A 25,427-nucleotide genomic window follows, 5' to 3' on the forward strand; every position below is an offset into this window, starting at 1 on the left:
AGAGATTTCTGATGAACGATCTTGTCATACGCAATGCCAGTTTGCCAGATGGTCGCAAGGGTATTGATATCGCCATCCAGGGTGGCCGCATCAGCGCCGTTGATGTGGCTTTGCCCGTCAGCGCGGCAGAAGAAATCAATGCTAATGGTAATCTGGTGACACCGCCATTTGTCGATGCCCATTTCCACATGGATGCGGTGCTCAGCTATGGTTTGCCACGGGTTAACCAGTCTGGCACTTTGCTCGAAGGCATAGCCTTGTGGGGTGAACTGAAACCCATGCTGACACAAGAAGCGCTGGTCGAGCGCGCCATGCGTTATTGCGACTGGGCAGTGGGACGGGGTTTGCTGGCAGTGCGCTCGCATGTCGATGTCTGCGATGACCGTTTGCTGGCGGTGGAGGCCTTGCTGGAAGTGAAACACCGCGTTGCCCCTTATCTGGATTTGCAACTGGTGGCCTTTCCGCAAGACGGTATCTTGCGCAGCGCAACAGCTATGGATAATCTCAAGCGTTCTATCGCCATGGGTGTCGATGTGGTCGGCGGCATACCGCATTTTGAGCGCACCATGGCCGATGGTGCAGAATCGGTACGGCTGCTGTGTGAATTCGCCGCCGACAAAGGCCTGCGCGTGGATATGCATTGCGATGAGTCGGACGATCCCTTGTCGCGCCATATAGAAACCCTGGCGTATCACACCCACAGACTGGGCATGCAGGGCAGGGTAGCAGGTTCTCATCTGACCTCCATGCATTCCATGGACAATTACTATGTCAGTAAATTATTACCATTGATACGTGAAGCAGGCGTGGCTGCCATCGCCAATCCCCTGATTAATATTACTTTGCAAGGCCGCCACGATACTTATCCCAAGCGCCGTGGTATGACCCGCGTGCCCGAGATGCTGGCTGCGGGTATAGAAGTCGCCTTCGGCCACGACTGTGTGATGGACCCCTGGTATAGCCTGGGCTCTGGTGACATGCTTGAAGTCGCGCAGATGGGCCTGCATGTGGCGCAGATGACAGGGCAGGATGCGATGCGCCAGTGCTTCCAGGCAGTGACCGCCGCGCCTGCACGCATATTGGGCCTGGAGGGATACGGACTGGAAGTGGGGTGCAATGCCGATCTGGTAATACTTGATGCCAGCGACCCAGTGGAGGCAATACGCTTGCGCGCCACCCGCACCCACGTGCTGCGCCGCGGCAAAATCATCAGCCAGACGCCAGTGCCACATGCGAATTTGAATTTGCCAGGACGGCCAGGGCAGGTGGATTTCAGGTCAAAAAACTGAAGCTACTAATATAGGGAGCTAAAGCACAGATACAGGCAGCGTGCCACTGCACGCTGCCTTACTATATAGATCAGAGTTGTGCGAAAGCTTTTTCAGCCGCAGCAATCGTATCGGCAATGATGGCATCATCATGTTGCGCAGACACAAAGCCCGCTTCAAAAGCAGATGGCGCCAGATAAACGCCCTGGTCCAGCATCAGGTGGAAGAAACGGTTGAATCTTTCCTTGTCGCTGGCCATCATGGCAGTATAAGAACCTGGTACTTCATTTGCAAAATACAGGCCAAACATACCACCAACGGCATCTGCGCAGAAGGTGACTCCAGCAGCTTTGGCAGCAGCACTCAGGCCATCCACCAGCTTGCGGGTTTGCGCTGTCAGGTTTTCATAAAAGCCTGCCTGCTGGATAATTTTCAGGGTGGTCATGCCCGCTGCCACGGCAACCGGGTTTCCTGACAAAGTGCCAGCCTGATAGACGCCACCCAAAGGTGCCATGTGCGCCATCAAATCAGCGCGGCCACCAAAGGCGGCGACTGGCAAACCACCACCGATGACCTTGCCCAGGCAAGTCAAGTCTGCCTGTACGCCATACAATGCCTGCGCACCTTGCAGGCCTACGCGGAAGCCGCACATCACTTCATCAAAAATCAAAACGCTGCCATGTGCAGTACACAGCTTGCGCATAGTGTCGATGAATTCTTGCGTGGCGCGTATCAGGTTCATGTTGCCGGCCACCGGTTCAACGATCACGCAAGCAATCTGATCGCCTATGGATTTGAACACTTCTTCCAGCTGCTCGCAATTATTATACTCAAGCACCAGAGTGTGTTTGCTGAAATCCTCAGGCACGCCGGCAGAAGTCGGGTTGCCAAAGGTCAGTAAGCCACTGCCAGCCTTGACCAGCAAGGAGTCAGCATGACCGTGGTAGCAACCTTCAAACTTGATGATCTTGTCGCGTTTGGTGGCGCCGCGTGCCAGGCGCAAGGCACTCATGGTGGCTTCGGTGCCGCTGGATACCAGGCGTACCTGTTCTATACTGGGCACGAGTTTGCAGATTTCTTCTGCCATCTCGATTTCACCTTCAGTCGGTGCGCCAAAGCTCAGGCCGCGGGCGGCTGCTTCCTGTACTGCGCTGATGACTTCGGGATGGGCATGGCCAACGATGGCCGGTCCCCATGAGCCTATGTAATCGATATAGCGTTTGTCTTCTGCATCCCAAAAATAAGGGCCGGCTGCGCGCGTGATGAAACGCGGCGTACCACCGACGGAGCGAAAGGCGCGTACAGGAGAATTGACGCCACCAGGCGTGGTCTTTTGGGCACGGGCAAACAGGATGTCGTTTTTATCGGTCATGATGGAGCTTCAATAAGTGATAATGCAAAGAGGAAGTCTGTAAATAAAGACGTATATATTAGTTGGTGCAGTATTGACTGATGATTATTAGCTGAAGATCAACTGGCTTCCCTGGCCCAGAAATAACGGTCAGGTATCAACCTGCCCATGCCCAGTCTTTGTGCGTGACTCAGGGCTGCATGGGTAAATTCCTGGGCTTCCAGCACGGCCTCGGGTATTTCCAGTCCATTTGCCAGCAAGGCGGCAATCGCGGCGGACAGGGTAGAGCCAGCACCAGCATGTGAGCCCGGCAAGCGTTGCCAGCTATCGCGTCTGACCACGCCGGATTCATTATATAAAGTGTTAACCACCTCGCCGGTTTCACCCGCTGTGCCCGTGACTAATATATACTCGCAGCCTGATTCGATCAGCGTCATGGTGTCGGCTGCCAGGTCTTCCGCTTCTGCCTCCGCATCGGCTTCGGTGTTTTCTTTCCAGGTTTCAGCCAGGCGGGAAAGTTCTACGGCAGAGATCATCAGCAGGCTGGCTTGCGGGATCAATAGTTCTCGGATTGCCAATACCAGGTCTTCTGCTTCCGGCCCTTGTTCTGCCAGTGCGGCATTGAAGGGATCGAGTACCAGGGGCAGCTCCGGATAGTCTGAGACAATTTCGGCAATGACGGTGACATTCTCGACGCTGCCAGTCTGGCCGACTTTAAAAGCCAGCACGGGCATGTCTTCCAGCACGGTGCGGGCCTGTTCATCGACTAAATCTCCATCGAGTGGATGTAAATCATCGATTTGCGACGTATCACCAGTTAAAATGGCGGTGATGACAGGCAGTCCATGACAGCCCATGGCTGCAAACGATGCCAGATCGGCATGGATACCGGTGGCAGCAACAGGATCTGAGGCGCCAAAGCTAAGTATTAGTGGAGAAATTTGGTTTTGCACGTTGGGTAGATTAATATAGCTGACTTCGTGAGGACTTATTTACTCGCGCAAATGCCATTAGTAACACATTGCAAACAGAATATTTGCAGCAGTTTCAATATTTTACTTGATTGAAGGGTTTTAGTCGTGACTGATACGGTAACGGAAAAGGGTGGTTTCAAGGCGTGGATGTGCTTGATTTGCGGTTGGGTATATGATGAAGAGCAAGGCTCCCCTGAAGACGGAATTCCGGCTGGCACCAAATGGGAAGATGTACCCATGAACTGGACCTGTCCTGAGTGCGGTGCGCGTAAAGAAGACTTCGAAATGGTGGCAATCTGATCGATTTATCGATTTTGATGTTGCTTAATATGTTTATTCAAGGAAAAAAAGCGCAAATGTGCGATTTTTTGTTACAGTGATATGTAACCTTAATACTGCCGGGAAGAGATGATTTTATGTCAACGTTGACAGGCAACGAGAACTTGAAAATCATGGTGATTGACGATAGCAGCACCATACGCCGTTCGGCCGAGATTTTTCTTGGTCAGGCCGGATACAAAATAGTGTTGGCAGAAGATGGCTTTGATGCACTCGCCAAGATTAACGATTCTCATCCAGACCTGATTTTTTGCGATATCCTCATGCCTAGGCTGGACGGATATCAAACTTGCGCTTTGATTAAAAAAAGCGCGAAATTCCGGGATACACCGGTAATTATGTTGTCTTCTAAGGACGGTTTATTTGACCGTGCCCGTGGCGCAATGGTCGGCTCTGATGAGTACCTGACCAAGCCTTTTACAAAGGACAGTCTGCTGAAAACGGTAAAGAATTACACTTCGGCGACCTAGATTTATATAGTTAAGTTAGTTAATGTGAGGTAAAACAAGATGGCCATTCAAAAAATTCTGGTAGTAGACGATTCTCCAACAGAACGCTATTTCCTGACCGATGTATTGGTGAAAAATGGTTTTTCAGTATCAACGGCTGAAAATGGCGAAGAAGCCCTGACAAAAATCAAGGCAGACAAACCGCAGCTGATCTTGATGGACGTGGTCATGCCTGGACAAAATGGTTTCCAGATTACCCGTGCAATCGCTAAAGATCCTGATACGCAAGATGTACCTGTGATTATCTGCACCAGCAAAAATCAGGAAACTGACCGTATCTGGGGTTTGCGTCAGGGCGCCCGCGATTATCTGGTAAAGCCAATTGACCCGGCAGAATTGCTGGCGAAAATTTCGGCCCTCGGTTAATCCGCACAGACAAGTATTAAAGTATTAATTCTTGCATCAACAATAAGATATCTTCGGATTGCCTCATGAATCAGACTGTGCGTGAAACTGCTGCAGCAAATCTGGACGTTGTCAAACCTGAAAAGGGCGTGCGACGTACCCGTTTGCGTGAATTTCAGGCGCAGCTGGTTGAACGCATGCAAGCTGCCCAGCGTGGCGGCTATACGAAACTCAGCCAGCTGGGCATTATGATAGGACAGGGACGTTATCTCCTGGATTTGCGAGAATCCGGCGAGATCGTCACTGCGGGCACCCTGACGCGGGTGCCTTTGACACGCGACTGGTATATAGGCTTATCCAATATCCGTGGTAATTTGACGGGTGTCGTCGATTTGCCCCGTTTCCAGGGCATGGACAACACCAAGCTTGATACCCAGTGCCGGATTGTTGCCTTTGCTCCCGGCATGGCATTCAACAGCGGTTTGTTGGTATCCCAGGTTCTGGGTTTGCGTACGGTTTCAGAAATGGAAGAAATCCCTTTTGAAGACAATCAGTTAGAGAGCAAGGCCTGGTTGAGGAAAAAGTACAGGGATAAGGATGGCAACATCTGGTTTGAGCTTAGTCTGGCCACATTGGTACAAGACCAGGATTTTTTGCAAATAGGTATTTAAGTCGGTATGTGCACTGTAGCAATACCGACAGCTTTTCAATCGTTTAGGAGACTTAGTAATGGCATTTAATCTACCGTTCTTGTCCAAAGATAAAGAAAATCCGGAAATTGACGGAGCAGAAGTTGCGGCAAGGTCGTTCGGGAATGCTGATTCGATTGAAATTGAAGAAGCAAGCAACGTCAAAATGCTGACTCCAGAGCAGGAGGCGGCTACTGCCACGCCTGCGGTAGCAGAAACTGCTACTAAAGTTGAGTCGTATGGTGATGCCACTTTCATTGGTGACCCGCTGGAAAAGGGCAGCGGTATACGCCTGCCTATTATCGGCGGCATGTCGGTTCGTCGTCAGACCAACTTCTTGCTCTACACCATGGGATTCTTCCTGTTGCTGGGCGGTGTCTCGGTATATCTTAACTCTGAGCAATCAACGCTGCTGTCCACACAGGCACAGATCGCTGGTGAGGCGCTGATGCACTCCCAGCGTATCGGTAAAGCGGCACCGAATGCGATTCAGGGTAACGTTGAGGCGTTTAAACAGCTCAAGGATAGCCGTAGCGAATTGAATGCTGACCTGAGTGTTTTGTTGAATGGTGGACCATACCAGGGCCGTTCAGTCAAACGTGCTGACTCTTCGCTGGAACCTGTCGTTAAAGAAGCGCAAAAGGCATGGAATAACTCCAACAAGGCTGCGGAAACGATCCTGAACCGTCAAAAAGAATTGACGGGTTTCGGTCAGACTCTGCAAAAAATGAATGCCTTGTCCCCAATCCTGCTGGAATTGACGGAGCAAATCTCTACCCTGAAAGTACAGGGCGGTGGTTCAGCGCGTGAAATTAATGCTGCCGGTCAGCTGGTCATGTTGACGCAGCGTCTGGGTCGTAGTGCGAATGAATTCCTGACTTCCGAGGGTGTTAATCCTGAAACGGCGTTCTTGCTGGGTAAGGATACGAATACTTTCCGTGATCTGGTCGATGGCTTCCTGAAAGGTAGTGATGTATTGCGCCTGACAGCGACCAAGGATGCAGATACACGCGACAAATTGACCGAACTGCAAAAAACCTTCTCTGAATACCAGGTATGGGTTTCCAGCATTCTGGGCAATCTGCAAAACTTTATCGCTGCAAAACAATCTGAACAGTTGGTCTTTAACGAGAACGAAGATCTGAAGTCCAAATTGTCCAAATTGCAGAAAACCTATACGACTGAGCAGGATGGTACCAGTATCTACTTCTACGCCATGCTGGGTTCCGCGTTCTTCGCGTTGCTGGCTGCGGTAGGCGTGGGTTTCGTTCAGTTGCAGGAAAGCCGTAACCGCGCTAAAGAAGCGAATGATCGTCGTCTTGAAGCTGCGGCACAAATGATGCAAGCGCAGAAACAGGAGGAAGAAGCGAAAGCTGCTAACGATCAGAACCAGGCCGCGATTTTGCGACTGATGAATGAATTGCAAGAGGTTGCGGATGGTGACTTGACGGTACAAGCGACGGTTTCTGAAGATATCACGGGCGCGATTGCCGACTCGGTTAACTACACGGTGGAAGAGTTGCGTGGTCTGGTAGGTCGTGTTACGGCAACTGCAGAACAGGTTACTTCAGCATCGACACAAGCGCAGAATATTTCCAGCGATTTGTTGACGGCGTCTGAACAACAATCACGCGAGATTTCTGATGCGGGTCAGGTGGTTCTGACAATGGCGGCTGAGATTACCGACGTTTCCCGTTCTGCGAATGAATCAGCCGAGGTTGCGCGTCAATCGGTTGCGGCGGCAGAGCAAGGTGCCCATGCGGTGGAAAACGCCATCAAGGGTATGAATGAGATTCGCGAACAAATCCAGGAAACCTCCAAACGTATTAAACGTCTGGGTGAGTCTTCACAAGAGATTGGTGAGATCACTGAACTGATTTCCGACATTACCGAACAAACCAACGTTCTGGCGCTGAATGCGGCGATTCAGGCGGCGTCTGCGGGTGAAGCAGGTCGAGGCTTCTCGGTGGTTGCGGAAGAGGTTCAGCGTCTGGCGGAACGTTCAGCTGAAGCGACTAAACAGATTGGTGCGCTGGTTCGTACGATTCAAACGGATACCCATGACGCGGTTGCCGCGATGGAAAAATCCACCCAGGGTGTGGTTGAGGGAGCAAAACTGTCAGATGCGGCCGGTACGGCGCTGTCTGAAATCCGTAGCGTTTCCAACCGTCTCGCGGAACTGATTCAAGGTATCTCGCTGGCGACGGAACAACAAGCTACCTCAGCCAACGGCGTTGCACAAAATATTCAACACATTTTGACCATCACCGAGCAAACGCAGCATGGTACGCAGCAAACTGCGGTTTCCATTAAGGAATTGTCCATGCTCGCGGAAGAACTCAAGAACTCTGTGTCACGGTTCCGGGTTGCCGCCTGATTCCCCAGCCCTGGTTGTACTAGCTGCAACCCTATCATATTTGCACGGCAATGGACTGCGGTCCATTGCCCTTGAGTTTGCGGAGTACGCATGACATCCGATTTTTCAAAATCGCCAGATCTTCCACAGGAGCAGTTCGACATCGGGCCGCTATCCTGGGTGATGGGAGAAGTGCGGGAAGCAATCACGAATGCTGGCAAGATGCTGACGGACGCACTTGGCCAGGACACTGAAACCCGCCCTACCTCCTTATTACATGCAAAAAGCTATCTGCACCAGGCTCATGGTGCCTTGCAGATTGTTGATATCGATGGCGTATCCATCGTTACAGAAACCATAGAAGAATTGCTTGAACGCCTGCAAGGCGGCCAGCTTGAAATGACACAGGCAAATGTCGAAGTCATCGTCGATGCCTTCCATGCCGTCTTGCGCTATCTGGAAGACTTGCTGTCTGGCTCGCTGCATCAGCCAGTACGTCTGTTTCCATATTACCGCGCATTGCTGGAACTCAAGGGGGCCGAGAGAATACATCCGGCTGACCTGTTTTTCCCGTCGCTGTCAGCCAAAGAGCAGATACCTGAACTGGCCGTCAGCAGCAAGGCTGTGGCGATCAGCTATACCGGCCTGCGCCAGCGCTTTGAAAAGCTCTTGCTGACCGTTCTGACCAGCAAGGATAAAGAGCAGCAGCGTACAGCCACGCAATCCATGCATGACATGATTGCAGAAATTGAAAGCGGCCAGACCAATTCGCAAGCCAAGGCTTTCTGGGTCGTTATGCGCGCTTTTGTCGAGGCCGTGGGTCATGGTGCCATCGATAACCAGCAATACGTCAAACAGATATTTGGCCGCATCAATCTGCAAATCCGCCGTTTGGTAGAAGGTGTCAGCACCATCCCTGAGCGCCTGTTGCGCGACGCCCTGTTTTTCCTGGCCCAGGTTGAAAATCCTTCTCCTTTTGTCACCAGGGTACGCAAGGCTTACCAGCTTGATGACAAAGTACCGGTCGATTACGACAAAAAGAATTATGGTCAGATCACGGCAGGTGCACTGACTGCGGCAAAAGAACAATTGTCCGCAGTCAAAAATCTGTGGGGCAGGATAGCCAACGGCGAAACTGGCCTGGCAGAAAAGTTTTCCCAGAAGATGACAGACCTCGCCGATACCGGCGCCGGTCTGAATGCTCCCGCGCTGGCAAAGCTCTTGCGCGAACTGAACGGTATTGCCCGCAGTGTCGCGCATTCGCCAGATGGCAGCAAGCTCGGCATAGAGCTGGCAACCAGCCTGCTGTTTGTTGAGCATGCACTCGATCATGTAACACGCCTGCCTGCCAATTTTGCCGAACGTGCAGAAGAAATTACCACCCGTTTGCTGTCCGTAGTCTCAGGTGAAACACCCCAGACACAGGCGAGCTGGATGGGGGAGATTTCCCGCGAAGCGCAGCAGCGTCAGACCATGGGCGTACTGGTTGCCGAAATGCAGTCCAGTCTGCGTCATATAGAAAAAGTACTGGATGAGTACTTCCGCAATCCTGCCGACAAAGAAATACTGAAACCTATAGACGGTAACCTGCACCAGATCGGTGGCGCCCTCGCCATGCTGGATCAGGATGACGCCATGCTGGCAGTCGATTATACCCGTCAGAAAATCAGCAGTTTTAATGCCGATGCTGGCGATGCTGCTGAGCAGGCAGCCGCCCATGAAAACGTCGCGCAAAACATAGGCGCATTGTCTTTCTTTATCGAGACCCTGCAGTCCCAGCCGGATACCGCGAAAAAGAAATTCAGCTTCGACCAGGAAGCTGGATTATTCCGCTCCAATTTGCTGGAAGCGCAAGCAAGCAAGGAATTGCTGCCTAGTGCAGACATCCATCTGCCTGGTGATGAAGCACATGGACAGGAACCCAAGGTCGCCATATTGCAGACTGCCGAGCAGGAACTCGCCCAGCAGCAGCAGGAATCTGCCCGCCTCGCCGCATCCCTGGCTGCCGCGCCGGAAGACGCAGGCCTGCAGGCACAATTGAAGAGCTCGCTGGAATCTGAACGTTCCGTGGCTATCTTGCTGGACGATACTGCTGCTTCTGAACGTGCCAAATCTGCTATCGCCCTGCTGGCGCAGGCTGATACCGTATCTGGTTCCGGTGCCCTGCAGGAAATAGTCACGACACCTGCAGAAGTAGTAGCAACAAGCGCACCCGCCCAGGATATTCCTGAAGGTGACGATGCCATTGATGCTGAACTGCTGGAAATCTTCCTCATGGAAGCTGATGAGGTGTTGGCATTTGTCCAGACGACCTTGCCACTGTCCAGAAAAGACACCAGCAACCAGGAATACCTGACCAGTTTGCGCCGTTCTTTCCACACTCTCAAAGGCAGTGGCCGCATGGTCGGCCTGACGGTGTTTGGTGAGGCCGCCTGGAGCATAGAGCAGGTCATGAACCTGTGGCTGTCCGATTCCCGTAACGGTGACGACAATCTGTACGCACTGCTGGAACGTACCGCCAGCGAAATGCTTGTTTGGGTAGAGGAGCTGAAACAACACGGCGTGTCCTCACGCACCGGCAAAGCGATCATCGCTGCCGCAGAACGTGTCAAGGCTGGTGGCGATTATCAGGATATCCCTGAAGTCGTTGCCGCGCCGGTAGTTGAACATCAGGCTGAGCCTGAGCCGCTTGCTGTTGCACCTGTCATTGAAGAAGTGCAAGCCCTTGCAGTACCAGAGGTCGGAGAAACAGCAGAGACCGACATACTGGCTGTACCTGCTCTCGAAGAAATCGCTGCAGAAGCAAGCGTTCCTGCGACGGAGCATGCTCCAGTTGAGCTCGATGCGTTTGAATTCACGCCAGTAGAGCTGGTCAATGCCGAATCACCAGTAGTGGCGGAATTGGCAAAATTGGCAGAAGTGCCGGTAGTCGCTGAACATGCAGAACTGACAGAGCCTGTCGCTGACCTGCTTGCAGAAGCAGCGCCAGAAATTGCCAGCTTGCCTGAGCTGACACTGGATGCGCCAGCTATTGCAGAAGAAGTGGCCTTGCCTGAAACCAGCCTACCTCTGGAGCTCGCGCTGGAAGTTGCCGTCGCCGCAGAAGATATGCCAGTGCCGGAAGCAGAAGAACTGGTCGCTGACTTGCCGCTGGAAGCAGTACATGAAGAAATTCAGGCAGTTGCAGTGCCAGCAGAAGATGCCGTGCTGGAAATCCTGACTGAGGCTGCACCCGACACAACGACAGATACCGCTGCATTGGAATTGCCAGAGGTCATGGAACTGACCGCTTTGCCAGAAGCAGATTTGCCTGCTGTTGAGCCAAATTCTGAGCCAGTTTCTGTAGAGTCTGTTGACAGCCTATTGCCCGAGCTTGTTGCAGACGAATTGCCTGAAGCGGTCTTGCCTGCTGAGACCATCGCAAGTGAAGAAATCGCAAAAGCACCTGAAGTGGCTGAAATCGCTACCGCGAAAATCATCGACTTCCCTGATTTGTCAGCACCGGCACCTAGCGTGGATGACAATATCAAGCGCATAGGTGATATAGAAATCAGCCTGCCGCTGTATTCCATCTACATGGCAGAGACCGATGAAATCGTCCGCTTCCTGGTGCAGGATTTTGCTGAATGGAGACATGAGCCGCACCGTCATGTTTCTACACACGCTATTCACGCCAGCCACTCTCTCGCAGGCAGCTCGGCAACAGTAGGCCTGAAGCCTTTGCAAGAACTGGCACATAGCCTGGAATTCGTTCTGCAAAGACTGGAACGACATCCTGTCGTGTTGCTGGATGCAGAATACGATGTGCTGGACCGTTCCCTCGATTCGGCCAAACGCATGTTGCAGAAGTTTGCCTTGTCAGAAATGGCAGCGCCTGCACCTGAAGAAATCCGTCAGCTTGACCATTTGTTGCAAGTCGTCATCGAGCGTTCCAACGCTGGTGCAGATGAAGAATTCATCACTTCCACCAATGAAAAACTTGACCCGGTTTCTCTGGCTGAAGAGCCGCATGCGCTTGACCTGGTCGCCGCAGACGCACCAAGTATCGATGCGCAGGGTGCGCCGTTCACGCTGGAAAGCCTGCCTGAGCACGAAGCGGTTGAATTGCCTGAGCTGCATGAACTGGCTGCTGCGCCGGCAGAAGAAGTGCCAGCCGACATTCCTGTTGTCAGCGAAACCTTGCCTGAACCAGAGTTCAGCCTGGAACATGCGGAAGTACTGGAAGCCTTGCCTGTTCCTGAAGAGCAACTGCTTGCAGATTTGCCGATGGAAGCAGAGATCGTTGTGGCAGAGGCACTGCCAGAGCCAGACGCACCGGTAGAAACCATCGCTGACCGTATGGGCGCCATCATGTCGGATGCCCTGGATGATATACATCCGGTGGAAACGCATGTAGAAGCGGCTGAATTTGCCGCAACTCCTGCGCCTGAACCTCTGGTTGAGCTTGTATCTGAACCGGCGCCTGTGGTGGAGCCTGCAGTTGCAGAACCTGAAATCGCCGACACTGTGGCAGCATCTGTTGTTACGCCAGCCGCCCAGCCTGCGGCAGCAGAATATGCGGCCCCAGCTGATGGTACAGTGCAGATCCGTGATGATCTGGATATGGACTTGTTACCTGTCTTCATAGAAGAAGGTAATGACTTGCTGCCTATGGTTGGTCAGTTGCTGCGCACCTGGCAGGAAAAACCGGACGACATGGCAGCACCACAAGCCATTGCCCGTATCATGCATACCATCAAGGGTAGTGCACGTATGGCCGGTGCCATGGCCCTGGGTCAACACATCCATGACATGGAATCTCGCATCGAAACACTGATGCATGGCGGTAGTGCAGTTCGTGCATCCCTGCTGGATGACTTGCTGGCTCGTCACGACCACAGCATGCACATGTTTGATCGCCTGTTGCACCCAGAAGCGCACGTAGCACCTGCACAGCCTGAAGCAGCATTGACTGCCGCACAGGAACTGGATCAGTTCCAGGAACAAATGGCAGCAACCAATACGGATGCGCCAGTCGTGATCAATGAACTGGTCAACCTGACACCTGTCGTGCCGCTCATGACCCGCGCCATCCCGGCCAGGGAAGTGGCTGCACCGGTTGCCGTGGCAGCCAATACGCCAGCGACACTGGTGCGTGTGCGTGCCGATATACTTGACCGTCTGGTTAACCAGGCCGGTGAAGTTTCCATCTCGCGTTCACGTCTGGAAAATGAAGTCAGCACCTTGCGCTCATCCCTCAGCGAATTGACAGAGAACGTCAACCGTTTGCGCGACCAGTTGCGTGAAGTCGAGATTCAGGCAGAAACCCAGATCACCTCACGCATGGCACTCTCTGGTGACCGTGAATTTGATCCGCTGGAGTTTGACCGCTTCACCCGCCTGCAAGAACTGACACGTATGATGGCCGAAAGCGTCAGCGACGTCGCCACCGTGCAAACCAACTTGACCCGTACCATTGACGGCGCATCGAATGACTTGCTGGTACAGGCGCGTTTGACTCGTGACCTGCAACAGGATTTGATGCGTGTGCGCATGATTCCTTTCGCCAGTATTTCCGAGCGTCTGTATCGTGTGACCCGTCAGACTTCCAAAGAAGTCGATAAGCGCGTGAATCTGGATATCCGCGGTGCAACGGTAGAGATGGATAGGGGCGTTCTGGAAAAAATGGCAGGGCCTTTCGAACATTTGCTGCGTAATGCGATTGTCCACGGCATAGAAAGCCGTGAGCACAGGCGTAATCATGGCAAAGAAGAAACTGGTGAATTGCTGATTGAAATCCGTCAGGAAGGTAATGAAGTTGTGATCCGCTTCAGCGATGACGGCCAGGGCCTGAACCTCACCCGCATCCGCGAAAAAGCGCTGTCCGTTGGTCTCATCACCAGCGAAGATCATCCTGGTGAGCTGGAAACAGCCAATATGATTTTCGAACCTGGCTTCTCGACAGCGACGGAAATTACTGAACTCGCCGGTCGTGGCGTCGGTATGGACGTAGTCCGTTCCGAAGCAGCTTCGCTGGGTGGCCGTGTTGAAGTTATCAGCAATGAAGGCAAGGGTGCTGAATTCACGATTCGCCTGCCTTTGACACTGGCTGTCACGCAGGTAGTATTGCTGAGTTCTGGTGGCCGTACTTTTGCCGTACCTTCCGTTCTGGTCGAGCAAGTACAGCAACTGAAATCCAATGCCCTGGCCAATGCCTATAACGAAGGCGCAGTCATGTGGCAAGGTCAGCGCGTGACCTTGTACTACCTGTCTTCCATGCTGGGTCAGGACGATGCCACACCGATGACACAACAATACAGCCCGCTGCTGATCATGAAGAGCGGTGGCGAGCGTGTTGCAATTCACGTCGATGACGTTCTGGGTAACCGCGAGGTGGTTGTTAAAAACATCGGCCCGCAACTGGCACGTATGACAGGTATCGCTGGCGCGACCGTACTCGGTTCCGGTGAAATCGTTCTGATCCTGAACCCGGTACCGCTGGCACAACGTATGGAACATGAACATGCTCGCCTGCAGCAACTGGGTACAGAAGCCACGCCTGAAATGGGCGCGGTTGCCAACCTGCACAGCGCAACGGAAGTGGCAGTCGCCAAGGCCGAACCTGTACAGGGCCTGCGTACCCAGCATACCGTCATGGTGGTCGATGACTCCCTGACCGTACGCCGCGTGACCCAGCGTTTGCTGACACGTGAGGGTTACCAGGTCATCCTGGCAAAAGACGGTATTGATGCGCTGGAGCAGTTGCAGTCAGTCACGCCAGACGTCATGCTGGTCGATATCGAAATGCCGCGTATGGATGGCTTCGATCTGACCCGTAACGTCCGCAGCGATTCACGTACCAGCCATATCCCTATCATCATGATTACTTCGCGTACTGCGGATAAACATAGGAACTATGCGAAAGAACTCGGTGTGAATGAGTACTTTGGTAAGCCGTATCGTGAGGATGATTTGTTGGGGGCGATTATGGGCTTCCTGGGTAAAGACGCGGCTGTGATTGTGTAAGCAGGCTGTAAATTTTAGATAGTCAAAAAAGCAGAGAGTGATCTCTGCTTTTTTGTTTTAACGATTAGTCTTTGATGGATCCCAAAGAATGTCATGCATGCCGAATTGCCGTGAACTAAAAGTCGTCATTCCACCGGGCTGGCGCTCCAGCGTGCTTTTAGCTGGAATTCACCGGGCTGGCGCTCCATTGGCGTTTGCAGCATGCCGTACACTGATTTACTGGTGTACATTTTGAATACCTGTACTCGTTGATTACGATTGCAGGCCGGTGGTAGACCGGCGGCTACTTACCTTTTTGCTTCGCCAAAAAGGTAAGCCAAAAAGGCGACCCAGGCGTAGCCGCCCCTCCGGGGTTCCCGTTTGTGCGGTACAAAAAATGGGAAGGCCCGAAACTCGCTTCGCTCAGACAGCGGTCCTTCTTAATCCATTTTCTGTACCGCACAAACGGCGTCTACACATGGGAACTGCAAAATTCAAAACCAACGTCAAAACCAACGGCAACGTCAAAACCACATCAACACATTGCTATCAGCGCCGGCTCATCATACCTTCAGTCCTTCACTCATCCTCATCATGCGTAGCCACCTTCTTCACCACCGCATACCGCGTCAAAGTCTGCTTGCGCGCCACATCATGCTCAACCAGCGGAAACGGATAATCCCTGCCTATCTTGACCCCAGCCTGCTCCAGTAACAGCGGTGCAGCCTTCCACGGCGCGTGGATGCTGCGCTTGTCCAGTTTCGCCAGTTGTGGCAGGTAGCGTTTGATGAACTTGCCTTCGGTGTCAAATTTTTCTGACTGGGTGATGGGATTGAAAATGCGGAAATAGGGCTGGGCGTCGCAGCCGGAGGAGGATGCCCATTGCCAGCCGCCGTTGTTGGCGGAGAGGTCGAAGTCGTTCAGGTGTTCGGCGAAATAGGCTTCGCCGCGGCGCCAGTCTATGCCCAGGTCTTTGATGAGAAAGCAGGCGGTGACCATGCGCAGGCGGTTGTGCATGTAGCCGGTCTGGTTTAGTTGCAGCATGGCGGCATCGACCAGGGGGTAGCCGGTGCGGCCTTCACACCAGGCGGCGAAGTGGGCGTCAGCTTGCGGGCCGGTTTCCCACTGTATGGCATCGTAATCTGGTTTGAAGGAACGGCTTGCCACATGCGGGTGGTGATGCAAGATCATGAAATAAAAGTCGCGCCAGACCAGTTCAGACAACCAGATTTCTGCACCGCAATTCGCAGAGATGCGCATTTGCCGTACGGCTTCCTGCACCAGTTGCCGTATCGATATCGTACCAAAGCGCAAATGGACTGACAGATACGACGGCCCCTTGACCGCCGGAAAATCACGCGACTGCTCATATAGCTTCATACGGCCCACAAAATCTTCCAGCAAAGCCTTTGCACCCGACATGCCTGCGGCAACAGGCATGCGGCGCTCAGTTGCCAATGCAAAGCCCATTTCGGCCAGCGTCGGTATGGTTTGCGCTGAGATGCTGCTTAGCTTGTGCGCATATTTTTCTATAGGGTAAGAGCGCGAATAAAAGTCGCTTCCTTCTGCATGGAATTTTTTCAGCCAGGCATTTTTGTAGGGAGTGAAAACAGAGAAGGGCGCATTCGCCAGCGACAAGACTTCGGCCTTTTCAAAAATAACCTGATCTTTAAAACTCAGAAATGCACAATTTTGTTTTAATAATTCTTGCCTCACAGACTCATCACGGGTCGCAGCCTGTGGTTCGTAATCATGATTGGTGAACACGGCATCCACACCAAGCTCGGCCACCAGTTGCGGTATGGCTGTTTCTGCATGGGCATAACGCACCAGCAAGCCACTGCCCATCTGCTGTAATTCTTGATCCAGTTCAAGAATACTTTCATGAATAAAGGCAACGCGCCTGTCATTTTCTGGCAAATTGTCTAATATTGTTTTATCGAAGATAAAAGCGCAGCAGACCTCATCACTTTGCCGCAGGGCATGGTATAGGGCAGCATGGTCAAAATTACGCAGGTCGCGGCGGAACCAGACCAGCGAACGAGGGTAATGGGCTTTATGGGCTTTATTTTCTTGCATGATCTGTTTGATAGTGTGGTCAAAACGCTTGTGGCACCTTAGCACACATCGAAAATACACGCTAAAAATGCTAAAATGTGACTATGGCGAAGCAAACAAAATCACTACATACCAATCTGCACGACGATGCAACACAGTCGGCCCCGATGACTTCCAGACATAAATTTCAGGTGAAAAGCGAAGACGATAACAATTTGGAATTGAATTTAACCAATCATTTCCTGATTGCAATGCCATCCATGATGGACCCCGTCTTTGGCGGCACGGTGATTTATCTATGCGAGCACAGCCCGCGTGGTGCCATGGGCATGGTCATCAACCGCCCCATAGAGCTGACCGTGGCTGGCCTGTTTGACCGCATAGACCTGAAGCTGGAAATCATTCCTGATTCCCACCCCATAGGCAAACGTCCCGTCATCTTTGGCGGGCCGGTGCAAGATGACCGTGGCTTTGTCTTACATACCCCTGTTGGCGCTTATTCATCTTCGCTCAAGGTCACAGACGAGATCGCTTTCACCACCTCACGCGATGTGCTGGAAGCCGTGGCAGCCGGTGACGGGCCAGAACAAGTCCTGATCAGCGTCGGTTATGCCGGCTGGGGGGCTGGCCAGCTGGAGCAAGAGATACTGGCCAATGGCTGGCTGACAGTCGCTGCTGATGCACGCATCCTGTTCGATTTACCGCTGGAAGAACGTTTTGCCGCCGCCATCAAATTGCTGGGGATAGACCCATTGATGCTGGCAGCCGAAGCGGGGCATGCCTGATGGCTGCAAGCGAAGGTACGGTACTCGCCTTTGATTTTGGTTTAAAGCGCATAGGCGTTGCCGTTGGCAATACCTTTTTACGCCAGGCTGAAGCACTCAGCATCATCCACGCCCCTACCAATGACGGCAAATTTGCCGACATCACCAAGCTCATAGAAAAATGGCAGCCTGTGCTGTGCGTGGTAGGTTTGCCCATGCACCCCGATGGTGCCGATAATGAAATGACACAGCGCTGCAAGCGCTTTGCGAATCAGCTCAATGGCCGCTTCAACCTGCCTGCCGTGCTGGTCGATGAACGCTATTCTTCTGCCGTACTCTCAGGCTCGCGTGGCGAGTTCATCGACGACGATGCGGCTGCCCTTATTCTGCAACAATATTTTGATGAAACGCCATGACTACCACGACGATTAATGCTGCCCAGCTTGATGCAGAAACCCTGTATCAGCAGCTACTGGAGCAAATCAGGCCACATGCGCTGGCACAAGACAAATTGGCCATCGTTGGCATTTACTCCGGCGGTGCCTGGATAGCGGAGCGCCTGGTGCAAGACCTGGGCTTACCGAATAAAGCAGGTCGTATTGATGTGTCTTTTTACCGCGACGACTATGCCGCCAAAGGCCTGCATGCCGAAGTCAAACCTACGCAAATTCCTTTCGATGTCGATGGTGCACAAATCATTCTGGTAGATGATGTGTTATATACAGGCCGCACCACCCGTGCCGCCATCAATGAATTATTTGATTATGGCCGTCCGGCCCGCATCATGCTGGCTACCCTGGTAGATCGCGGTGGCCGCGAATTGCCGGTGGCTGCTGATTTTGTAGCCCATACCGCCTCATTTGAACCCGCCGTCTCTGTCAATCTGCAACGTGCAGTTGATGGCACTTTCAGCATCTCTGTCGATCATGCATAATCCCCAGCTCAATAAACACGGTGAACTCCAGCATTTGCTGACGATAGACGGCTTGCCAAAAGCCATCGTCAACCATATTCTCGATACCGCATCTTCCTTCGTCAGCGTCAGCGACAGGGAAGTTAAAAAAGTGCCGCTGATGCGTGGCAAAAGTGTCTTCAATCTGTTCTTTGAAAACTCTACCCGCACACGCACGACGTTCGAGATTGCCTCCAAGCGCTTGTCGGCAGATGTCATCAATCTCAATATCGCCGCTTCCAGTACCAGCAAGGGTGAATCCCTGCTCGACACCATCGACAATCTGGCCGCCATGCATGCCGACATGTTTGTCGTGCGTCATGCCACTTCAGGCGCACCTTTCCTGATCGCCAAGCATCTGAACGACACCAAACAGCACCATGTACACGTGGTAAATGCCGGTGATGGCCGCCATGCTCACCCCACCCAGGGTTTGCTGGACATGTACACCATACGCCACTACAAAAAAGACTTCACCAATCTGACAGTCGCCATTGTCGGTGACGTCTTGCATAGTCGAGTCGCCCGTTCTGATATCCATGCATTGACCATGCTGGGTGTGCCGGAAGTACGTGTGATAGGCCCACGTACCCTGTTGCCCGGTGGTCTGGAACAAATGGGTGTGCGAGTGTTCAATAACATGGATGAAGGTCTCAAAGGTGTCGATGTCATCATCATGCTGCGCTTGCAAAATGAACGCATGAGCGGTGCCTTGCTGCCTTCTGCACAAGAATATTTCAAGAGCTATGGCCTGACACCTGAACGTCTGGCCTTGGCAAAATCAGACGCCATCGTCATGCATCCCGGCCCCATGAACCGTGGTGTGGAAATTGATTCTGCCGTGGCCGATGGCCCGCAGGCAGTGATACTGCCGCAAGTGACTTTTGGTATCGCCGTGCGCATGGCTGTCATGAGCATCGTTGCAGGCAACAGCGGCGGGGCATGAGGAGAATATGAAGATACATATCAAAAATGGCCGCGTGATTGACCCGGCAAGTGCTAGCGATGCAGTACATGACGTGTTTATTGCTGCAGGCAAGATCGTCGCTATAGGTCAGGCACCTGCCGACTTTGTCGCCAATAAAACTGTTGATGCAACAGGTTTGATCGTTGCCCCTGGTCTGGTCGATCTGAGTGCCCGCCTGCGTGAGCCTGGTTTTGAATACAAGGCCACGCTGGAATCTGAATTACAGGCCGCCATGCGCGGCGGCGTCACCAGTCTGGTGTGCCCGCCAGATACTGACCCTGTGCTTGATGAATCAGGCCTGGTAGAAATGCTCAAGCAAAGAGCGCGCATGCAAAACAAGGCCCACGTTTATCCGCTAGGGGCGTTGACTGTCGGTCTGAAGGGCGAATCCCTGACCGAGATGGCTGAGTTGACTCAGGCTGGCTGCATAGGTTTTTCACAGGCTGAAGAAACCATCGCCAATACCAATACCCTGCAGAGGGCTTTGGATTACGCTGCCACCTTTGGTTTCACCGTCTGGCTGCGTCCGCAAGATGCCTACATAGGCCAGGGCGGTGTCGCCCACAGCGGCCCGCTGGCTTCACGCCTGGGTTTGTCTGGCGTGCCTGTCATGGCCGAGACGATAGCCCTGCATACCCTGTTTGAACTCATGCGTGCCACTGGCGCCAAAGTGCATCTGTGTCGCATCTCTTCTGCCGCAGGTCTTGAGTTGATACGCAAGGCCAAGAAAGAGGGCTTGCCGCTCACCTGTGACGTTGGTGCTCACCATGTGCATCTGACGGACGCTGATATTGGTTACTTCGATTCCAACGCCCGCCTGACCCCGCCTTTACGCAGCCAGCGTGACCGCGATGCCATTTCTGCGGCATTGAAAGACGGCACCATCGATGCGATATGCTCAGACCATACACCGGTCGACGATGATGAAAAATTGCTGCCCTTTGCTGAGGCCTCACCCGGTGCCACCGGCCTGGAATTATTGTTGTCACTGGCGCTGAAATGGGCAGAAGACAGCCGTGGTGACGTCAGCTTGATGCTGGCACTGTCCAAGATCAGCCAGCATGCCGCCAGAGTAGCAGGTGTGCCCGCCGGACAAATCGCCGTAGGCCAGGCAGCCGATATCTGTATCTTTGATCCTGTCACACGCTGGAAGGTAGAAGCCAAAGCCCTCGCCAGCCAGGGCAAGCACACGCCTTTCCTGGGTTATGAATTGCCAGGCGTGGTCAAGGCCACGATAGTGTCAGGGCATATTGCGTTTGATGCGCTTCATTGAATCTGATTCGATTCAATCAGCTAAATCAGTGATTTTTTTGAGACTGATGTAGTCGCGTTATTGGGTAATAAAATGATTTTCTGGGAGTATGGTTCACCGTACTCCCGTTTGTTTTATTGCGATTTGAATTTTTATCTTAGCCTTTGTGGGCATGGGCGTTTGGGCATGATCGTTTGGCATTTTTTCCGGATATTTCTCCATCTTACGGCAGGTCTGCTGACTTGTGCATTGATTTTTCCGTTTTCTTCTGATGCCAGGCGTGACTATCTGGTACGCCGCTGGTCGGTAAAATTACTGGCCATCTGTACTGTGGATGTGGCTTTCAAGGATAAAAGCGAGGGGGCTGTGAATCCGTCGGCGATGATCGTTTCCAACCATGTGTCATGGCTGGATATTTTTGTCATCAATACCCTGCATCCTTGCCACTTCGTCGCCAAGTCTGACATCCGCAACTGGCCTTTGCTGGGCTGGTTATGTGAAAAGGCTGGTACAATTTTTCTGGTGCGCGGCAGGCAGCGCGACGTGCGCCGTATTTACGAAGGCCTGGTACATCAGATAGAAGCAGGCAAGCGCATTGCTTTTTTTCCCGAGGGTACGACGGCAGCGCAAGGTAATCTATTATCCTTTCATGCCAACCTGTTTGAAGCGGCAATAGAAGCACATGTACCTGTGCAACCCTTTGTTGTGCGCTATCTTGATGCGCAGGGGCAGCTTCACCCTGCCGCTGATTTTATTGGTGACATGACTTTTGCAGAAAGCATGCGCATCATCCTGCTGGCACCGCGCATGACGGCAGAACTGGTACGCTTGCCTGCGATTCCTACCGAAGGTGCGCACCGCAGGGAAGTGGCGCAAGTGGCGCGTGCAGCGGTGATGAAAGAACTGGGAATAAGCGAGTAAGGCTTAACCCGGTTTTTGTTGCTGCGGACAATCTATCTGTACGACTTGCCTGTCTTCCAGCGCAACGGCAGTCAGTTTACCACCCCAGACGCAGCCGGTATCCAGGCTGATCAGATTGTCACGCAAGATCAGGCCCAGGGTGGACCAGTGACCAAATACCAGCGTGTTTTTTTCACTGGCACGTGACAGATCAAACCAGGGGGCAAAGCCTTGCGGTGCGCTTTCCAGGCCATCCTTGCTGTCAAAGTCCATGACGCCATCTGCACTGCAAAAACGCATGCGTGTCAGTGCGTTGATGATGCAGCGTAATCTGTCATAGCCTTGCAGATCATCCTGCCATTGTGCCGGGGTATTGCCATACATATTGCGTAATAAATCCAGCCAGTGTTTACCGCGTAGCTGTGTTTCAACTTCATGCGCCAGTTTCATGGTTTGCTTTGCTGACCATTGTGGGAAGATGCCTGCATGTATCAATAAGTGCTGGTGCTGTGAAATCGCCATGGGCCGGTGTCTCAACCAGTCGAGCAATTCTTCACGGTCTGGTGCTTGCAGGATGTCGTCGAGGGTATCGCTGCGACTTGCTTTGCGTATGCCATTGGCGACAGCCAGCAAATGCAGGTCATGGTTGCCGAGTACGGATTCTGCCCGGCCAGCGATTTGCAAATCGCGTATCAGGCGCAGGCTGGCCAGCGATTTGGGACCACGGTTAACGAGGTCACCTGCAAACAAATATTGCGCATCTGGTTCGGTCTGCTCTATTTTTTTGAGCAGGCTTTGCAACTGGTCGGCACAGCCTTGTATATCGCCGATAAAATAAGTTATTGCCATTGCTGCCTCAGGGTTCTCCACCGAGGCGTTTCGCTTCTGCGCGGCTGATCAGGGCTTGTTGCTTTTGTTGTTCACGCACGCTGGCGGTGATCATGGTAGGCCAGCCTATCAGATGTTGCTCTGCAATTTCAGCCAGGCCGCGCATCCACGCCGGTGATTCATTCAGGCAGGGGATGTAATTGAATTCCTTGCCACCTGCTTTGAGAAAATCGGTCTTCACTTCCATGGCGATTTCTTCCAGAGTTTCCAGGCAGTCAGCGATAAAGCCGGGGCAAATCACGTCTATGCGTTTAACGCCCTCTTTGGCCAGCTTTGCCACGGTGGGTGCCGTGTAAGGTTGCAGCCATTCTGCCCGGCCCAGGCGTGACTGGAAGGTGACTACGTAATCATCCTTGCCCAGCCCCAGTTTTTCTGCGAGCAGCCTTGCGGTTTTATAACATTCGCAATGGTAGGCATCGCCACGCAATAAAAAGGCTTTGGGCAAACCATGGAAACTCATGACCAGTTTGTCCGGGCGACCATGGCTTTGCCAGTGATCCATGACCGACACGCGCAAAGCCTGTATATAACCATCATGGTCATGATAATTCTTGACGAAGCGCAGTTCAGGCATGTTCCTGACTTGCTGGTAATGCTGAACGACAGCGTCAAAATTGGAAGCAGTCGTCGTGGCAGAATATTGTGGATAGGCTGGCAGTATCAATATGCGTTCACAGCCTTCTTCTTTTAGTTTTTGCAAGACATCAGGGATGGATGGCGAGCCATACCGCATGGCATAGGCAACCTGCACTTCATGCCCACGTTCACCCAGATAGCCTTTCAATAACGCTGCCTGTTTTTGCGTATGTATTTTCAGTGGTGAACCATCCTTGGTCCAGACCGAGGCGTATTTCTTTGCTGACTGACCAGAACGGAAGGGCAGGATAATCCCATGCAAGATCATCCACCAGATCGGGCGCGGCACTTCAACCACGCGCCTGTCCCATAAAAATTGTTTGAGATAACGGCGAACTGCCGACGTTGTCGGTGCATCTGGTGTGCCCAGGTTGATCAGCACCACGGCTGTCTTGGCGATTTTGCCGTGTGAATATTCAGGTTCTTTAAGGAAGCGCATGATGTATTTTTTTCTTAAGATGCCAATAATTCTCTGGCGTGTTTGCGCGTAGTCGCCGTAATTTCTATGCCGCCCAGCATGCGGGCGATTTCTTCCACTCTTTGTTTATTATCGAGTGCTTCTATCTGTGAAACGGTTTTGCCATTCTGGTTGGCCTTGCTGACCTGGAAGTGCTGGTTTGCCTGGCTGGCTACTTGCGGCAGATGCGTAACGCACAAGACTTGCCGGTCCTGGCCAAGTCGTTTCAGCAAGCGCCCAACCACTTCAGCCACGCCACCACCTATGCCACTATCCACTTCATCAAATATGAGGGTAGGAGTGGCAGTAGCGCAAGAGGTGATGACAGAAATCGCCAGTGATATACGCGCCAGCTCACCACCAGATGCCACCTTGGCCAGCGGCCTTGCCTGCACACCGGCATGGCCTGCCACCAGGAACTCCACCTGTTCCAGGCCATAGGCGGCAGGTTCCACAGGATTGAGTGCAACAGAGAAACTGCCGCCACTCATGCTCAGGTCTTGCATTGCGGTAGTGACTGCCGCGCCCAGATCCGTGGCAACTTTTTGTCTGGCCTTGCTGAGTTTTTGTGCTGTTTGTAGGTAAGCCAGCCTGGCTTTTTCTTCCTGTGCTTTCAGGGCGTCCATGTCAGTCGCATTGGATAGCTGTGCCAACTGGGCTGATAGCGTGGCAAATTCTTCGTGCAATTTTTCAGGGGCAACGTGAAAGCGTCTTGCTGTAGTGTGTATCGCTTCCACGCGGTTTTCGACTTCGCGCAGACGGGCCGGGTCGAGTTCTGTGCGGCTCAGGTAGTCGTTGATTGCGTAGGTGGTTTCCTGCAAATTGATGCAGGCAGATTCCAGCGCATCGGTGACGGGCTTGAGTGCGGCATCATAATCGAGCAGTTTCAAGAGTTTTTGCTGAATGGCACTCAACTGTGACAGGACCGGATGTTCGGATTCCGATATCAATGCTGCTGCTTCCTGCGCACCTTCGAGCAGGCTGGCGGCGTGAGCCAGGCGGCTGTGCTCCTGGCTGATGCTTTCCCATTCACCGGGTTTGATCTGCAATTTATCGAGTTCGCCGACCTGCCATTCCAGACGCTCGCGTTCTTGCAAGACACTCTTGGCATTTGTTTCAAATTCTTCGCGTTGCTTGCTGATATTGCGCCAGGCACGGTAGCGCAAACCAACTTCTGCAACTTGCTCTTGCAAGCCACCTTGCATGTCCAGCAAGTCGCGCTGTGCTTCGGTTTTCAACAATGATTGGTGCGCATGCTGCCCGTGGATATCCACCAGCATGTCGCCTATCTCGCGCAATTGCCCTGCAGTGGCGGTGATGCCATTGATCCAGGCCTTGGAACGGCCTGCATTATCGATGGTACGACGCAAGATCAGCGGCTGATCCTGGTCAAAGAATTCATGTTCTTTGAGCCAGGCGGCGAGTGTTTCATTGACGGCAAATTCTGCGCTGATATCAGTCTTGCTGGCAGACTCGCGCACCATGCTGGCGTCACCCCGGCCACCCAGGGCCAGTGTCAGGGCATCAATCAGAATGGACTTACCCGCACCGGTTTCACCGGTCAGTACACTGAAGCCTGAAGAAAATTCCAGCTCCAGCGTATCAACAATGACAAAATCTCGTATGGCAAGCGTGCGCAACATAATGGGCAGACATGAAGGAATTTGTTAAGAAAATGGTGCCGGAAAGTACCAGCCAGCATAGCGAAATCGCTATTCTAGCAACAGCCTGTGACTTC

19 protein-coding genes are annotated in these 25,427 nt (G+C 52.8%); 13 read left to right on the top strand and 6 right to left on the bottom strand.

What is annotated here, in order from left to right; translation table 11 throughout:
• Positions 1–11 precede the first annotated feature (11 nt).
• Positions 12–1,289: an amidohydrolase family protein gene (locus UNDKW_RS04300; protein ID WP_162057718.1), complete on the top strand. Its 1,278-nt coding sequence runs from the start codon at positions 12–14 to the stop codon at positions 1,287–1,289.
• 70 nt (positions 1,290–1,359) lie between these two features.
• On the opposite strand, the gene hemL is transcribed toward UNDKW_RS04300, so the two are convergent.
• Together hemL and UNDKW_RS04310 are read right to left on the bottom strand one after the other, a co-directional pair.
• Positions 1,360–2,640, bottom strand: a complete 1,281-nt coding sequence (hemL, locus tag UNDKW_RS04305) for a glutamate-1-semialdehyde 2,1-aminomutase (RefSeq protein WP_162057719.1) — start codon at positions 2,638–2,640, stop codon at positions 1,360–1,362.
• Between the two features lie 98 nt (positions 2,641–2,738).
• Positions 2,739–3,572, bottom strand: coding sequence for a hydroxymethylpyrimidine/phosphomethylpyrimidine kinase (locus UNDKW_RS04310; RefSeq protein WP_162039913.1), 834 nt, complete (start codon positions 3,570–3,572; stop codon positions 2,739–2,741).
• Positions 3,573–3,740: 168 nt separating this feature from the next.
• Here UNDKW_RS04310 and UNDKW_RS04315 point away from each other — a divergent pair, with 168 nt between their 5' ends.
• From UNDKW_RS04315 to UNDKW_RS04340, 6 genes are all read left to right on the top strand, one after another.
• The gene (locus tag UNDKW_RS04315; protein ID WP_110255217.1) at positions 3,741–3,893 is read left to right on the top strand and encodes a rubredoxin; all 153 of its coding nucleotides are present in this window, start codon (positions 3,741–3,743) and stop codon (positions 3,891–3,893) included.
• Between the two features lie 116 nt (positions 3,894–4,009).
• The gene (locus tag UNDKW_RS04320) at positions 4,010–4,402 is read left to right on the top strand and encodes a PleD family two-component system response regulator (RefSeq protein WP_110255216.1); all 393 of its coding nucleotides are present in this window, start codon (positions 4,010–4,012) and stop codon (positions 4,400–4,402) included.
• Between the two features lie 39 nt (positions 4,403–4,441).
• Positions 4,442–4,807: a response regulator transcription factor gene (locus UNDKW_RS04325; protein ID WP_162039914.1), complete on the top strand. Its 366-nt coding sequence runs from the start codon at positions 4,442–4,444 to the stop codon at positions 4,805–4,807.
• A gap of 65 nt (positions 4,808–4,872) precedes the next feature.
• Positions 4,873–5,457: a chemotaxis protein CheW gene (locus UNDKW_RS04330; protein ID WP_232063233.1), complete on the top strand. Its 585-nt coding sequence runs from the start codon at positions 4,873–4,875 to the stop codon at positions 5,455–5,457.
• A 58-nt stretch (positions 5,458–5,515) separates the two neighbouring features.
• Positions 5,516–7,852, top strand: coding sequence for a methyl-accepting chemotaxis protein (locus UNDKW_RS04335; protein WP_162057720.1), 2,337 nt, complete (start codon positions 5,516–5,518; stop codon positions 7,850–7,852).
• 90 nt (positions 7,853–7,942) lie between these two features.
• On the top strand, positions 7,943–14,836 hold the full coding sequence (locus UNDKW_RS04340) for an Hpt domain-containing protein (RefSeq protein WP_162057721.1): 6,894 nt from the start codon (positions 7,943–7,945) through the stop codon (positions 14,834–14,836).
• A 558-nt stretch (positions 14,837–15,394) separates the two neighbouring features.
• Here the strand turns inward: UNDKW_RS04340 and UNDKW_RS04345 are convergent.
• Complete coding sequence (locus UNDKW_RS04345; RefSeq protein ID WP_162057722.1) at positions 15,395–16,894, bottom strand: deoxyribodipyrimidine photo-lyase; 1,500 nt, start codon at positions 16,892–16,894, stop codon at positions 15,395–15,397.
• 146 nt (positions 16,895–17,040) lie between these two features.
• Here UNDKW_RS04345 and UNDKW_RS04350 point away from each other — a divergent pair, with 146 nt between their 5' ends.
• The 6 genes from UNDKW_RS04350 to UNDKW_RS04375 all read left to right on the top strand — a co-directional run bounded on the left by UNDKW_RS04350 (position 17,041) and on the right by UNDKW_RS04375 (position 21,729).
• On the top strand, positions 17,041–17,658 hold the full coding sequence (locus tag UNDKW_RS04350; RefSeq protein ID WP_232063396.1) for a YqgE/AlgH family protein: 618 nt from the start codon (positions 17,041–17,043) through the stop codon (positions 17,656–17,658).
• The gene (ruvX, locus tag UNDKW_RS04355; RefSeq protein ID WP_162057723.1) at positions 17,658–18,053 is read left to right on the top strand and encodes a Holliday junction resolvase RuvX; all 396 of its coding nucleotides are present in this window, start codon (positions 17,658–17,660) and stop codon (positions 18,051–18,053) included. Before UNDKW_RS04350 ends, ruvX begins: the two co-directional genes overlap by 1 nt.
• The gene (pyrR, locus tag UNDKW_RS04360; protein ID WP_162057724.1) at positions 18,050–18,571 is read left to right on the top strand and encodes a bifunctional pyr operon transcriptional regulator/uracil phosphoribosyltransferase PyrR; all 522 of its coding nucleotides are present in this window, start codon (positions 18,050–18,052) and stop codon (positions 18,569–18,571) included. Before ruvX ends, pyrR begins: the two co-directional genes overlap by 4 nt.
• Entirely contained in the window at positions 18,564–19,535 is a 972-nt protein-coding gene (locus UNDKW_RS04365; protein ID WP_162057725.1) for an aspartate carbamoyltransferase catalytic subunit, read from the top strand. Before pyrR ends, UNDKW_RS04365 begins: the two co-directional genes overlap by 8 nt.
• A gap of 7 nt (positions 19,536–19,542) precedes the next feature.
• Positions 19,543–20,829: a dihydroorotase gene (locus UNDKW_RS04370; RefSeq protein WP_162057726.1), complete on the top strand. Its 1,287-nt coding sequence runs from the start codon at positions 19,543–19,545 to the stop codon at positions 20,827–20,829.
• 165 nt (positions 20,830–20,994) lie between these two features.
• Entirely contained in the window at positions 20,995–21,729 is a 735-nt protein-coding gene (locus UNDKW_RS04375) for a 1-acyl-sn-glycerol-3-phosphate acyltransferase (RefSeq protein ID WP_162057727.1), read from the top strand.
• 3 nt (positions 21,730–21,732) lie between these two features.
• Here UNDKW_RS04375 and UNDKW_RS04380 read toward each other — a convergent pair whose 3' ends face one another.
• Genes UNDKW_RS04380 through recN form a run of 3 tightly spaced genes read right to left on the bottom strand, consistent with a single transcriptional unit; the run spans position 21,733 to position 25,332 of the window.
• The gene (locus UNDKW_RS04380) at positions 21,733–22,557 is read right to left on the bottom strand and encodes a symmetrical bis(5'-nucleosyl)-tetraphosphatase (RefSeq protein ID WP_162057728.1); all 825 of its coding nucleotides are present in this window, start codon (positions 22,555–22,557) and stop codon (positions 21,733–21,735) included.
• A 7-nt stretch (positions 22,558–22,564) separates the two neighbouring features.
• Positions 22,565–23,671 carry a ferrochelatase gene (hemH, locus tag UNDKW_RS04385; RefSeq protein ID WP_162057729.1) on the bottom strand — a complete coding sequence of 369 codons (1,107 nt, stop codon included), beginning with the start codon at positions 23,669–23,671 and terminating at the stop codon, positions 22,565–22,567.
• Positions 23,672–23,685: 14 nt separating this feature from the next.
• The gene (gene recN / locus UNDKW_RS04390) at positions 23,686–25,332 is read right to left on the bottom strand and encodes a DNA repair protein RecN (RefSeq protein ID WP_162057730.1); all 1,647 of its coding nucleotides are present in this window, start codon (positions 25,330–25,332) and stop codon (positions 23,686–23,688) included.
• Positions 25,333–25,427: the final 95 nt, after the last annotated feature.

Origin of the sequence: Undibacterium sp. KW1 (assembly GCF_009937955.1) — a bacterium.
GTDB lineage: Bacteria > Pseudomonadota > Gammaproteobacteria > Burkholderiales > Burkholderiaceae_D > Undibacterium.

Bases quoted from the DNA above. Each gene is read 5' to 3' on its own strand.
- UNDKW_RS04320 (WP_110255216.1), top strand. From the start codon at position 4,010: ATGTCAACGTTGACAGGCAACGAGAACTTGAAAATCATGGTGATTGAC.
- UNDKW_RS04315 (WP_110255217.1), top strand. From the start codon at position 3,741: ATGTGCTTGATTTGCGGTTGGGTATATGATGAAGAGCAAGGCTCCCCT.
- UNDKW_RS04330 (WP_232063233.1), top strand. From the start codon at position 4,873: ATGAATCAGACTGTGCGTGAAACTGCTGCAGCAAATCTGGACGTTGTC.
- hemL (WP_162057719.1), bottom strand. From the start codon at position 2,640: ATGACCGATAAAAACGACATCCTGTTTGCCCGTGCCCAAAAGACCACG.
- UNDKW_RS04325 (WP_162039914.1), top strand. From the start codon at position 4,442: ATGGCCATTCAAAAAATTCTGGTAGTAGACGATTCTCCAACAGAACGC.
- UNDKW_RS04370 (WP_162057726.1), top strand. From the start codon at position 19,543: ATGAAGATACATATCAAAAATGGCCGCGTGATTGACCCGGCAAGTGCT.
- UNDKW_RS04350 (WP_232063396.1), top strand. From the start codon at position 17,041: ATGACTTCCAGACATAAATTTCAGGTGAAAAGCGAAGACGATAACAAT.
- hemH (WP_162057729.1), bottom strand. From the start codon at position 23,671: ATGCGCTTCCTTAAAGAACCTGAATATTCACACGGCAAAATCGCCAAG.
- UNDKW_RS04340 (WP_162057721.1), top strand. From the start codon at position 7,943: ATGACATCCGATTTTTCAAAATCGCCAGATCTTCCACAGGAGCAGTTC.
- UNDKW_RS04375 (WP_162057727.1), top strand. From the start codon at position 20,995: ATGATCGTTTGGCATTTTTTCCGGATATTTCTCCATCTTACGGCAGGT.
- UNDKW_RS04365 (WP_162057725.1), top strand. From the start codon at position 18,564: ATGCATAATCCCCAGCTCAATAAACACGGTGAACTCCAGCATTTGCTG.
- UNDKW_RS04380 (WP_162057728.1), bottom strand. From the start codon at position 22,557: ATGGCAATAACTTATTTTATCGGCGATATACAAGGCTGTGCCGACCAG.
- ruvX (WP_162057723.1), top strand. From the start codon at position 17,658: ATGGCTGCAAGCGAAGGTACGGTACTCGCCTTTGATTTTGGTTTAAAG.
- UNDKW_RS04335 (WP_162057720.1), top strand. From the start codon at position 5,516: ATGGCATTTAATCTACCGTTCTTGTCCAAAGATAAAGAAAATCCGGAA.
- pyrR (WP_162057724.1), top strand. From the start codon at position 18,050: ATGACTACCACGACGATTAATGCTGCCCAGCTTGATGCAGAAACCCTG.
- recN (WP_162057730.1), bottom strand. From the start codon at position 25,332: ATGTTGCGCACGCTTGCCATACGAGATTTTGTCATTGTTGATACGCTG.
- UNDKW_RS04345 (WP_162057722.1), bottom strand. From the start codon at position 16,894: ATGCAAGAAAATAAAGCCCATAAAGCCCATTACCCTCGTTCGCTGGTC.
- UNDKW_RS04300 (WP_162057718.1), top strand. From the start codon at position 12: ATGAACGATCTTGTCATACGCAATGCCAGTTTGCCAGATGGTCGCAAG.